The 12,525-nt window shown below is 40.4% G+C and carries 10 protein-coding genes and 1 tRNA gene; 7 read left to right on the plus strand and 4 right to left on the minus strand.

What is annotated here, in order from left to right; all coding sequences use genetic code 11:
• The 3 genes from M23134_RS30070 to M23134_RS30080 all read left to right on the plus strand — a co-directional run.
• A partial coding sequence (locus tag M23134_RS30070; protein ID WP_045114635.1) for a hypothetical protein occupies window positions 1–962 on the plus strand: 962 nt, incomplete at its 5' end.
• A gap of 4 nt (window positions 963–966) precedes the next feature.
• A complete protein-coding gene (locus M23134_RS30075; protein ID WP_002702950.1) occupies window positions 967–1,530 on the plus strand; it encodes a hypothetical protein in 564 nt (187 codons plus the stop codon).
• Between the two features lie 66 nt (window positions 1,531–1,596).
• Window positions 1,597–2,148 carry a hypothetical protein gene (locus M23134_RS30080; RefSeq protein WP_002702953.1) on the plus strand — a complete coding sequence of 184 codons (552 nt, stop codon included), beginning with the start codon at window positions 1,597–1,599 and terminating at the stop codon, window positions 2,146–2,148.
• Window positions 2,149–2,847: 699 nt separating this feature from the next.
• On the opposite strand, the gene M23134_RS30085 is transcribed toward M23134_RS30080, so the two are convergent.
• Window positions 2,848–2,930: transfer RNA gene (locus tag M23134_RS30085), tRNA-Leu, on the minus strand.
• A 712-nt stretch (window positions 2,931–3,642) separates the two neighbouring features.
• On the opposite strand from M23134_RS30085, the gene M23134_RS30090 reads away from it, so the two are divergent.
• On the plus strand, window positions 3,643–3,948 hold the full coding sequence (locus M23134_RS30090) for a hypothetical protein (protein ID WP_045114636.1): 306 nt from the start codon (window positions 3,643–3,645) through the stop codon (window positions 3,946–3,948).
• A gap of 272 nt (window positions 3,949–4,220) precedes the next feature.
• Here M23134_RS30090 and M23134_RS30095 read toward each other — a convergent pair whose 3' ends face one another.
• The 3 genes from M23134_RS30095 to M23134_RS30105 form a co-directional block, all read right to left on the minus strand.
• Window positions 4,221–5,045: a hypothetical protein gene (locus M23134_RS30095; protein WP_002702959.1), complete on the minus strand. Its 825-nt coding sequence runs from the start codon at window positions 5,043–5,045 to the stop codon at window positions 4,221–4,223.
• 9 nt (window positions 5,046–5,054) lie between these two features.
• Window positions 5,055–6,344 carry a glycosyltransferase family 2 protein gene (locus tag M23134_RS30100; RefSeq protein ID WP_045114638.1) on the minus strand — a complete coding sequence of 430 codons (1,290 nt, stop codon included), beginning with the start codon at window positions 6,342–6,344 and terminating at the stop codon, window positions 5,055–5,057.
• A gap of 97 nt (window positions 6,345–6,441) precedes the next feature.
• Window positions 6,442–9,384: a tetratricopeptide repeat protein gene (locus M23134_RS30105; RefSeq protein ID WP_002702964.1), complete on the minus strand. Its 2,943-nt coding sequence runs from the start codon at window positions 9,382–9,384 to the stop codon at window positions 6,442–6,444.
• Between the two features lie 914 nt (window positions 9,385–10,298).
• On the opposite strand from M23134_RS30105, the gene M23134_RS30110 reads away from it, so the two are divergent.
• The 3 genes from M23134_RS30110 (at window position 10,299) to M23134_RS30120 (ending at window position 12,522) form a co-directional block, all read left to right on the plus strand.
• Complete coding sequence (locus tag M23134_RS30110; RefSeq protein ID WP_002702966.1) at window positions 10,299–10,967, plus strand: response regulator transcription factor; 669 nt, start codon at window positions 10,299–10,301, stop codon at window positions 10,965–10,967.
• 257 nt (window positions 10,968–11,224) lie between these two features.
• On the plus strand, window positions 11,225–11,680 hold the full coding sequence (locus M23134_RS30115) for a hypothetical protein (protein WP_045114639.1): 456 nt from the start codon (window positions 11,225–11,227) through the stop codon (window positions 11,678–11,680).
• A gap of 86 nt (window positions 11,681–11,766) precedes the next feature.
• A complete protein-coding gene (locus M23134_RS30120) occupies window positions 11,767–12,522 on the plus strand; it encodes a hypothetical protein (protein WP_002702970.1) in 756 nt (251 codons plus the stop codon).
• Window positions 12,523–12,525: the final 3 nt, after the last annotated feature.

Genomic DNA, 12,525 nt, shown 5'->3' on the forward strand with positions numbered 1-12,525 from the left:
TCCGATTAGGGCTAGGTAAAATTAGAGTAACTAAGCAGTGGATTATTATATTATTAAAATTTAATCCTAGAGGAATAGTTATTCGCATCAGAAATGAGTTTAAGGCGTCTGGTCAACGATCTTATTTTAAGGAACTTGATATTCTAAGAAAAAAAATAAGGCTGAGTGACGCTGAATTTGAAAAATTAGCTGGCATTGTCAAAAACGAGCCTTATGCCTCAGAATTTAAATCCTTGATGGTCATTGCTCGTAACCATAGTAGTATTAAAGCCATGAAGCCAATTATTGATAAGGCTTTGGCTTCTCCTGAGTATATTTCACGCCTCGCAAAACTTGCACCTAAGTTTAGAATGCAAGGCATACCTGCACAAGCGCATACTATGAAAAATAGTTACCTTAAAATGTTAGGCGGTAAGCCTTTTAATAGCGCTAATTATCCTCACTTTTTAGAAAGACATCACTTAAACTACTTTAATTTTAAACCACATATATCTGGTCCAGGTGGGGTTCCTATTACTTCCGCAGACCCCATGTATCAACGATTAATGAACCGATATAAAAACGAAGTGTTAAAGGACCTTAAAGATTTAGAACCTCTCAAGAAAACAAAGACTATTACTCATGCAGGGGATGATTATAAATTCAGGCTAAAAAATACAAAAGTAGAACAAGGTTTTTGGGATGATACAGTTGGGTTAGATGACTTGAAAAGATACCTTGATGATGCACTTGATAAATTACATGCTGAAAATAGATTACCACTAGGTGACGGGTTCAATAGAACAGCTGTAGGAAGCCCCAAAATCCCTGTGACAGTAGCTACTAAACCTAAGTCAGCAGCAGCAGGAGGAGGGTATGAAGTTGGAAGCTTCTTTCCAAACTCTCAAAAAGGTTCAGATATTATTACATTGAGCAAAGATGAGATGCTTACTTTACATAGTTTATTTATAAAAAGGTCATAGCTTAATGAAATCACAAGTTTATTTTCCAAGCGTACCGTTTGATACCGAAAAAGGTGAAATATACTGGCAAAATAATATCAAGGGGTATGAAGACGAAATTTTAATGAGAAGTTCCCTTCCTTTTTACTTATCGCTATATCTTGATGATAAAGAGGTTATGATAGAAGACAATGTAAACCATACAATAGAATCTTTTTGCCTTCAAGGTTTATTAGATTTATATCATCATCAAAACTCTATCAGTAACTATTATGAATCTGACTGTTATATTCGTATGACCATAGAGGATGAATTTATTTATATATCAGGAAATGATCTATGGAACGAGTCAGATGATGATGAATTGGTTGAGGCTTACGTGGAGAAAGCCCTCTTTATGAAGGATTTGTATATATGTGCCACAAGCTATTTAACATATCTTAAAGAAATATTAGACTATTTTAAAAGAGAATCTAATACTAACAAACAAACAATATTAAACCTTACAGACATGGTTTGGCGAGTCGAGAAGCTTTTAACAGAAGTAGTTCACGCAAAAATTCCAGCTTTAAACATTCTTACTAAATAATAACAAATATCAATAACCAACCTTATTTCAGCCGCGCGTCGTTCGCCCGATTATTTCTGGGGGCAAATGTCAGAAGAGTTGTTGGGAGCAGATATTACTCAACCTTTACCGGGCGAAGTAGTGGTAAACAACACCAAAGACGCAGTGAAGGCAGCCGAAGAGCAAGGCAAAATCACCCAGCAAGATACCCAAGTACTGCAAAAGACCAAATTAGAGGCTAAAGATGTGAAGGTAGACCCAGTGGTGCAAAACCCTACACTCAGCCCTGAACTACAAAAACTGATTGCTGGCTTGCCCAAAGGCAAAGAGCTAGAGTTTGGCGAACAGCCCGACCTTGATCAAAAGAAAAATGTAGAAGAAATAAAGCAAGAAGCGGCGGGCGTGGTAAGCACCGAAGCGAAGAAAACCCAAGCCACCGACACCAGCCAAAGCACTACCACCACCGACACCAAACAAGGCAGCCAAGGCAGCACCAAAGAAGGACAAATAGGGCCTTTTGCGGGACCCATGGAACGCTTGGGCTACCTGACGGGCACGATGAAAAAAGCGGTGAGCGAATGGTGGACCAAAAACAAGGTCACCGTCATTATTGGCTTGGTGGCAGGCATTGCCCCGTAAAAAAACGGGATTTTCAACAGGTTTGATACTCGCCAACATTGCCATCCCGATAAATCGCGGACTTTCAGCACGTGGCGCTATTATGGCAGCCTTGCCCTTACTGTTGCAAATAGTGGGGGCAATCTTCACGGGCATTGGCATACTCGACATGGCAAAACACTTTGGTAAATACCTAAGCCAAGCCTTCCCGGATAAAACTATAGCAGGCGGTGCCAAGAGCCTGGCGCGTGGTTTAGCCGCCCTCACCATTGAGCTCATTTTCTCCCTATTGTTTGGCGGCAAAGCATTGCTCAAGAGCGCCAAAAAAGGCATCAAAACTGTAGCGAAGAAAGGAGTAAAAGGAGCGGTGAAAGCAGGCACCAAAGCCGCTCGCAAAAGTGCGGTGAAAGGCATCAAAAACACCGCGCAAAACTTGAAGGATTTGGGCGGCGTGGCACGCGATGGCTGGGGTGCTTTAATGAAAAACGGTAAAATGATCTTTAAAGGCGCCAAACGCGGGGTCATCAGCGGGGCTAAAACGCTGGACGATGTGGCGAAGAGGTTGGCGAAGAAGTTTCGATTTAAGAAGTTTAAGATTGTCATCAAAAAACGTCGCTTCCAGATTTTGGGAGAATTTAAGTTTGAAAGTCAATCCTTGGCTTCTTTACCTACAAATCTGCCTAAAAAAACACCCCGATACCTAGCCTATGTATCGGGGCAATGCTTCGGCAGGACTCGAACCTGCACGTTCGTTGAACAACTGCTCCTCAAACGGTCGCGTCTACCAATTCCGCCACGAAGCGTTCGCCTACGCGAAAAAAATAGCTTGCTTTCAAACCCACCAATCACATTTACCAGAGACCCTTGCTCTGCCACTGAGCTACGCCCCAGTATTGGATATATATTTATTGGGCTGGGGCGAGGGGAATCGAACCCCTGCACTAGGCTTTATGACTTGCGCGTTATTAGAAGCCGATTAAAGCTTACACTATGAAGCGATAAGCTAAGGCTGATTTGCCAAACTACTCCTGATCCTTACCAGGCGTTTGAGCACTGTAACAATTAACTTAAGGCTGAGTCTGGCTTCATAAAGCAAGCTTACGTATTTTGGAATGAAATGACAAGAAATATTTCTGGAAAAACAACTACTAAAATTTCTGACAACTAAAACAACTTTAGGTGGGCAAAATAAAGCACTTAACCGCAAAAAAACTTACGCAATGCGTGAGTTTAATCCAATTGAAAATAGATTAAATACAACGAAAGTTAAATTATATTTAAATATTAATATTTCGGTATAACCTTTTGCAAGCATTGCCGTTTGCTATTAAAAAATGCACTTTTTATGTAATTAGCCCTGATTTATTGGCCGTTTGCTAAAATCGAAAATATGTAATAATATTACAAATACGCAGAATAATTATATTATTTAGGCTAATTTTACAATGAATTTAACACTTAATCAAACAAAAAATAGAACACGTTTCTTATATCAGGAAAATAACCTAAATGTCTATGAAATACGAGATAAGAATTTTCGCTAAAGATCGTAACAAAATCATTCAGTTTACCGATCAAAACGGCAATGCAAACTTGATGTTTACGCCTACCGAGTGGGAAGATTTGTATTATGCAATGGGTGCGGTAATAGATGATGAAGCAATGAAACAAGAAGAAACCGATAAAGTGGTTGCCATCATCACAGTAAAAGAAATTGAATTTGAAGAAGTAATGGATCGAATGGTAGATGATTTGACCCCAACACTCACTCAAGTATTAGACAGCACACAAGAACAAACTGTGTTTCGTATTGCCGCCTAATGATGCTATTGAAATAGATTATTCACCAATAAAAATATATAGAGGATGCTTCGCGGTAGCCTCTTTTTTTATGCCTTTTTCAAACCTGCATAAATGTCTTACTTAGTGCTAATAAACAGTTTCGAAATTTTAGTTTTATTGATTCAAATTTTAGGAGATGAAATCAGTAATTTGAAATGTCTTGTGGGAGTTAAGTGGCATAAAAGCTTCATTAAGTACAGTTATTATAATTTACTGCTGGTTTAATGTTGTTTGAGCAATACAATATTAAACTATTGTTTGATGAACGTGTAAGTTTTGGTTCCTTTACTCCACTGTTCATGACTTTGGGTATGCATTTCTGTGAGTATGAGTGTATCCTGCCTAAATGCCCAACTGTATACTACAGATTTATGTAGAGGTCTGTTTTTTTTTAGAGTATCCTCAAAAATAATGGCATCTTCAGGACGAAAGGGGTGATTTGTCATGAAGTAACTATGTATATGATACTTATTATACTTCTTAAAACCTCGCATTTTACCCATAGTATCAAGTGTCATGAAAGGAGCTTGACTATCTTTATTTAAAGCTTTATATTTTCCGCTGATTAATTGTTCAATAAAAAAAGGATGAAAGGTTTTGATCGGATGCCAGTCCTTATCCTCTATACCTTTTACCAACTTAAGTTCATTTTTTCTAATGCGACGAAACGTGTACTTGATACTGTCTGTTGTATTCTTTTTACCACCTACAAATACTCCCATGATTTTATCACTTGTCCTATCATAGCTTAACTGGTAATGATGCCAGTGTTTTATAGTGATAAGACTATCATAATCAGGGTAAAGCTTTTCTTTTTGATAGGGATTAATTAAACCGTAATAGCGCATGTTACCCGAAGAGATGGTCAATATGATAGCAGAGAAACTTAATGGATCTTTTGTGTGTTTCTCAATGGCTTTGCTCTGTACTATATTATCGAGGTAGTTTGTCAATACCCAATGCCCTTGCAATGATTTAAGGTCACCTTGACTAATACTTTTTTTGGTTTCACTTTTTTTAGGGTTACAGTATACACATAACAATGTCAATAATATACAAAGGTGTTTGCTCATCATCACTTTACTTTAAATGAACTTAATTTTACGGGCAGCAAACCATACCATCTTAAGCAGCAAAAAACCCTGCGACCAGCGTTTGATGTTCGTTTTGCCGTAAGTGCGTGCTTTGTAGCTAACGGGTATTTCTACAATTTTGAGTCCCAGGCGTGCCGATCCAAACAGTAAATCGAAATCCCCAAAAGGATCAAAATCCCCAAAGAAACTACGATGTTGTGCCAGCCTTAGGTAGTTGTGCCGTGAGATCACCTTGGTGCCACAAAGCGTGTCTTTGAAACGTTGATTGAGCAAAAACGAAAAAGCTTTGGCAAAAGCCTTGTTGCCCAGCAGGTTAAAAAAACGCATCGCCTTGTTTTCCATAGGGTATACCAGCCTACTACCGTTGATAAACTCCCCTTTATTGTGCACGATTGCCTGGTAAAACTTAGGCAGGTCTTCGGGCGAAACGGTTAAATCGGCATCTAAGATCATGAGAATATCTTGAGTGGCAAGCGCAAACCCTTTTCTTACTGCATCGCCTTTGCCTTTGCCGGGTTGTTGGGCAATCTTAATGTTTACTTTACCCTTGTAGGTTGCCTGTACCCGTTTTATCTCCTCCCAGGTGTCATCGCCAGAATTGCCTTCTACTAGTATCAGTTCGTCATGATCTCCCATTTTAGGCAAACGTTTTACTATATTTTCTATGTTGCCAGCTTCGTTGCGGGCGGCCACCACTACCGAGACCGATGGTTGTGCCCAGCGGTTGGCTTGCAATGGGCGCAATACGGCAATACGCACCAAAGTAAACCACCTGAAAAGTGGCAAAGGAGCCAGCCAACGGTTAAGCAAGTAACTCACCAATGGAATATATATCGGGCAAAGTATTCTTTGCTGTTCGCTCACTATTTCGTAGTCAGCCAGCAGGCCAAAGTTTTTTAGGTCAGAAGCCGAAAACCAGTTTTGTTCGGGCAAGTGGCTGCGAAAGCCCCAACGGGTAGCAAGGTGGGTAAGAGGACGCCACAAGGCATTATAGTAACACACCATTACCCTGGTTTGGGCGGTGCAAAGCTGTTGCAGGTTTGTTAAAAAAGCTTGAATATCGCGCTCGTAGTGCAGGTTGCCGTTCAGTACCACATAAGCCGTTTTTTTAGCCAGAAGTTGGTCTTGTGCCAAAGGCAAATGGGTAATACTGTGTGCCAATGGATGCCCCAGGTATTGCAACAACCACTTGTTTTTGGGGCTTACTTCAGTTACCTCATCGCTGGAACGAATATAAAAGGCCAGGTATTTGGCCAGCAGGCGGTAAAAGTACTTTTTCATTGGGTAACCATTGTCTTTTGCAAAAAACAACCCTTACAATTCCTGAAAAATTATAAGGGTTCAATTATTAAAACTTTACACTGTTGGGTGTGTATACTTACACCGTAGTGCTTGATGTACTGCTTTCTATCAGCTCATCATAATTGGTTGTATCTTCTGTATCAGGTTTGTAACGCTTAAGAATACGTCGCAATACATCACCTACCTTTGTCAGCGTTTTTTGTTCAGTTTCTGACAGCTCCTGACTGGCATCTGCTAACTTATTCTTTAGTTGATTGAACTGAATAAGGAAGGGGAAAAACTCATCGCGTAGATTTTTGTAACGGTTTGTCTTTTCTACTGTTTCCAAAAACTGCTTGATTGCCTCAGGCAATTGTCCACTGTCTATCAAGTGAATCAAGTATTCGCGGTGTGTGGCTGGTGGCTTTTCACGTTCGGTATAACTACGCTCTATAGCATCTTTGAGCATATTGAGGTCTGCCTCGTGGCGCAATACGCTTACGCGTGAAAACAAAGCTCTGAAGTTGCTATTTTCTATCAGTAGCCAGTTGTCCAATATAGTGTGCGCAGTATTTACTATTTCTTCTGCCTCCTTGACAAGTGCTTCTATTTTTGCCTTGTTGGTAGTATTGGTAGCTTCCAATATCTCTATAACCGATTGGGTGTGAGTACGGCTGTTTTGTCGCCTTCTTATTGCCTCTTGGGTGCGTTTGGCACGCTTGTCTGCCTGCTCGTGGTCAAGCACCGTAGCAGTGGCATTTTCTATTTTACTAAAATCATCGCGGGCTATAGGTGCTTTTGCCAAAGAATCTAACTGGCTGCCATTTACCCCATCGCTTTTCAACAAGTTAATGGCTTGCGCCTGAATAGCCTCTAATGCTGTATAATGTTCCAACAAGTTAAAACGCATATTCAATACTTGTGACAAGTTACGTCTGCCTGACTCGTCTAAATCTTCGTGAGGTTGCAACACTTCTTCCAAACGGGCAAGCTCTGTGGCTGCTTCCTCTTTTTTGCCTTGCTTTTGCAAAATCTGCACAAACAAAATTCCTGAAACAAAATCTTGGTTGTTGATCTCCAGACTTTGTCGACTCAATGCTTCGGCTTCGTCCAGCTTTCCGTTTTTAAACAAGTAATCGGCATAAGCATTGCGAATAAACATATCGTTGCTGTAAATTTCCAGGGCTTTGGCAAACAACTCTTCCGGATTGCCTTGTCCTGACTTAACCGCGCTCTTTAAAAACGACGACATGTTGCGGTTGTCCAACAGTTGGGCATTGTGTTGAAACACACCATTGAAATAATAAAAAGCATCTTCCAGTTGGGCTTGTTTGTAGCTGCTTACCGCTTTTTGCAAGTAGCGTTGAGGAGCCTTTTGAATAAACTCTTTTTCACGCTCATAGTTTTGTGCCTGCTCAAAGTGATACAAAGCTGCCTGGTAAGCTTCGGCACTGCCTAAACTTCCTTGGTTGGCTTTTGTCCAGTAGGTTTCACCAATGCGGTTGTGCAACTCACGGTACAAAGTATTTTCTTCTTGCTTCAGCAAGTCGTTTACATAACGACGAATATGTACCGGAATGTAATAGAAGCCCACTTTGTCTTCGTCTACATCAGCCAGCAAGTGCTTTTGCAAATAGTCAATAGCCTCGGCTGGATTGGTACTTAAGTTTTGTTCTTTGAGCCATTCTTGCGAAAAACTTTCTCTAAACAACGCCAAAGGCATCATTACCGGAGTTTCTATTTTATCAAATGTTGCCTGGCGCATCAGGTGTTTTACCTTGTCGCGGGTATCAGACAAATTGCCAAGTTGTTCGTTGTTAATAATGGCAGCAGCATCGGTACGGGCAGCAGCTCTGGCAAAGAGTTGAATTAGCTGAGGGTTGCCTCCCAGTGTTTTGGCAAAACCAAAATCATCCAGCCCGTCTATTTGTCCTGCTTTATCTTCAGCACCCAGTTGGGTAAGGCTATGCTTGGCAAGTGCTTTGGCTTCAGGTACCGACAATGGTCGCAAGTCTATCAACTGAGCAAAGTCATCGTCATCTACATAGTCAAAATCAAAGTCTTGAGTAGATACAAAATATATTTTGTTTTGATTGGTAGCATATCCGTCACGTTGCAGCAATAAATGGAAAAACTCGCCAATTTCATCGTTATTTATCTGAAACAAGCGCCCTCTTTTGGGTTTGTTGAGCACCATCTCTACATTGTAAAACACAATGCGGGCGTTGGTGAGTTTGTCAAATGCGGCAAACAATTGCTCAATGGCTTTGGGTAGAGCAGCTTCTTCATCTTTGTTGTTCAGGTCAAGCCTGAAGTTTTTAACATCGTCATTGCTTAGCCCCAGTTCAATGCCTTTTTCTACAAACTGTGGGTACAGCGTGTTGAGTATATAGTTGGCATTGGCCTCTTTGTCTTTAAAGGTAACCACAAAAGTATGTCCCTCCTGACGGTAATACTGAAGGGTCACTTCGTTGAGCAATGCTTTTTTACCAATGCCGTGTCCTCCAATTATTTTGCAGGCACTGGTGTCGTAGTTGCGCATAAAATCTTCGTGTAGCTGTAGCTCACGTGTTCTGCCTATAAAGTCGGCAGATTGGGTGGGGAGAGTATTGGTAGCTGCCTCAGTTTCTTCTTCTTTGGCAGGGTTGGCTAGTTGCTTAATGTATGCAGTAAGCGAAGATTCTATAATAGTAACATTGTCTTTTTCCCAGAGGTGCTTAAAAAAACCAATAGATTCAAAAAACACCAAGGCTTTTTTTGAGTGGGTTTTAAGTTTGGCTAAAAAAGTCTTGGATGTAGGGTCTATGCCACAGGCAATTACATTGTAATTGTTAAAATCGGCAATGTCCAGTTCATCCTGAATAGCCACAAAGTCATCTATCTGACGGTCGAGGCCTATGTTATAGAAATGAGCAATTTTTTTGTGTAAAGAGCTAACAGTTGCTAAGATATCCTTTGACAGAACCTCTTCGGTTCCATATATAAAAATTGTGGGTTGTTGTATGATTTCCTTAAATAAGGGAATGTTGGTTAAATCCATTGCGCCTCCGGTTTCATTCGTATAAAATGTGTTTCTAATAGTAAGTAGTAGCAAGTGATTAGCCACAAGCGATAAGTACCTGTAAATTGTCGACACTTGTCAATGTAAAACTAATGCTATCTTAATACTTGTATATTTTCAATCCCTTTCAATTACATTGAGTAGATGCTCGGCAAAGCAGAACACTTTCTACTTGGTGGGGATTATTCTCCCTGGTATTTGGGGAGCATCCAGTACCTGATTTTATCGTTTGATGATTAAAACCTAACTGGACGTTTTATAAATTTTAGCGAAATTATGCTATTTTGATGAGAGTGCAAAGGAAAACAGCCGTATTCATCGCCTAAAACCTTTCACCTGGTAGTCAAAGCATTGTTTTTGCTTGCGGCTTTTGCCTGTTTTTGTTAGCATACTTTACAAGTAACCCAATACAAGCAATACAAACTTAGGGAAGGTGTTAAAAAAGTGTGGTTGGTCTTTGCTTTATAGGTAGAAACACGTGTTTTTACAGATGAAACGTCACATAGTTTGTGGGTTAGGGGTACTTGTGTTAACTTAGGACAGGGTTCTCACAACCAACCATTGAAGTAATTACTTATTTTTACCGCTATACATGATATCCTTGCAAAAACCACAAAAAAAGTATGCACAGGGCTCCAGGTGGAGCACTGTTGTTACGCTTCTGGCTGTAGAGGTTGCCAAGTGGCAAAAGCCTACAATACTGCCGTTATTTACTTTCTGTAAAACACCTTTATCAATAGTCATTTACTTGCCCTTTAAATCCCCCTGAATTTACTTATAAGGATAAAAAAAAGGTACTATCCAACATACCAAGTTCATTGCCAGCGCAATGAAACCAAACCACTGTTCATTAAAAACTATTCAGCTTTACAATCCTATAAACGCTAACATCTATGATAAAAATAGCCCTTGCTTACGGTGAGAAATTGTTTACTCAATTATTAGAAAATTTTTTAAGAAATGAGTCTAACATTCAATGCTTATTTACAGCCCTTAGTGGCAAGGAGTTTTTGTGTCAGATAAAAAAAACTCCAGAACCGCCCCAAGTGGTGCTGCTTGACCTTAAGATGACTGATATGGAGGGAACCGAATTGATAGAAAAGCTCAAGGCAACGCACCCTGACATGAAGTATATTTTGATGTCGTCGTACTACAAAAAAACTTTTACTGGATACGCCCTCAAAACGGGCGCCAATGCTTTAGTACCTAAAGAAATTTCGCCCGAATACTTGCTCAAAGTAATCGCCCTGGTACATACCAAGGGTTATTACTTTATGGAAGAACAAATAGAGGTGTTACGTTCACAGATCAAGCCTCGCCCTCCTCGTCCTAATTTTATAAATGAAGGTGAGTTTACCGATCGCGAAATGGAAGTGTTGCGGTTGTTGTGCGAGCAATATACTGCCCAAGAGATAGCCGATAAGCTGTTTATTTCGCGACGTACTGTAGAGGGACACAAAGACAACCTCTTTGCCAAAACGGGGGCACGCAATTTGGCTGGTTTGGTGATTTATGCCTTGCAAAACCAGTTGGTAAGCCAAGACAGCCTATCGACTTTTTGATCTTGATCTCTAAATTTTGGCAATCGATAGATTGTCGTGCCTTCGCTATTTCAAAAAATCACTCAGGTGTTATTCACAAAACGGCTCTGTTCAGGGTCGTTTTTTTTATGCCCTGAACCCATTGCACTTTTTACCCATTCTTTGTTTTCCTTGCCAAACGGGTATTATTACCCCTATATATCAGAGGGTATTATAGCAACTTTGTGACATCAAAACGAAAAAATATTTATCAATCAATAAACTTAACCAAAAAAATAATGGAAGTTAATATCGTATTAGTTGTAGACGTAGCAGATTTTATATCTTCAAATGGTGACGCTCAGTACATCCACATGATTGACAATGTAAAAGGTAGTACTGGTGAAGGTGGACACGAGCTTGCTTCTAATGTAGTAGCTGGTGACAACGTAAGATGGAGCATTGTAGCTGTAAGCCCAAGCGATCAGATCGATATTACTGGTTTTACTTGCTTACAACACCCAAATGGTCCTGATGGAAAGTCATGCGAAGGTGCTTTTGGTCGTAATGGTATCATGAACACTCCTCGCCAAAATGCGGGTACCAACCGTGTATACTGGGAGTCTACTGTTCAGTCTCGTGATTTCCAGGATGATCACTACTTCCAATACTCTGTAAGCTTTAGGGCTAATGGACATACTTATACTTACGATCCATTCTTGAAAGTGGTACGTCAGCACGAATTGGTAGCATAAGTTTACCATAGTTTTACCATAAGGGGTGTATATAGCAATTTATATACACCCTTTTTGTTTTTACCACACTTCATCCCATACAACTTATGTCAAATATTCATTTCTACACCGAACAAGACGCGGGCAAATCCTTTGAACTCAACAAAGGCGATGTAATCATTATTTCGCTAGAAGATAACCTGGCTTTAGGGCAAACCTGGGTCAATGCCCATCAACCAACCCAAGGCATCAAGTATGTACAGTCGAGCCAGGCAGTATTGCCCCTGTTGCCCAAAATGCCTGATTTATCGCTGGAAGTACAAGCAGGGCTTAAAATATTTGTTTACCAATTTGAACATGAGGGCACCGTTACGCTCCATCAGGTAACAGCGGGACAAACGACCAAAACTATTGCTTATACTTTTAAAGGGGAAGTCCCACCACCACCACCTAAAAAGCCTATCAGTGTGTTGGTAATGGCAGATGCAGCCAACTATTTGAGCGAAAAAGACGAAAAATACATTTATCTGTTTGATACCTCTAAAAACAAACATGAACGTCATACTACCCAGTGTTCTCCTGAAGATAGCTTGTTGTGGCGGGTGCAAACGGTAAGTCCAAGCGATTTGGTAGAAGTTACAGGAATAGCTGGATCGGCAGTTAATCAAGGGATCATTACACCACCCAAACAACACGAAAACTTGTGGCAGGCTACCGTCAAAACAGCTACATCGGGTACTTATACATATCAGTTACACTTGTTACTCAACCATCAGACGGTTGTTGTAGACTTGTTGCTCGAAGTAAACGGAGACATTAAGTCGACTCAGTTGCAAACAAATGGACACTCTATAAGTATTTGATGA

Origin of the sequence: Microscilla marina ATCC 23134 (assembly GCF_000169175.1) — a bacterium.
Classification (GTDB): domain Bacteria; phylum Bacteroidota; class Bacteroidia; order Cytophagales; family Microscillaceae; genus Microscilla; species Microscilla marina.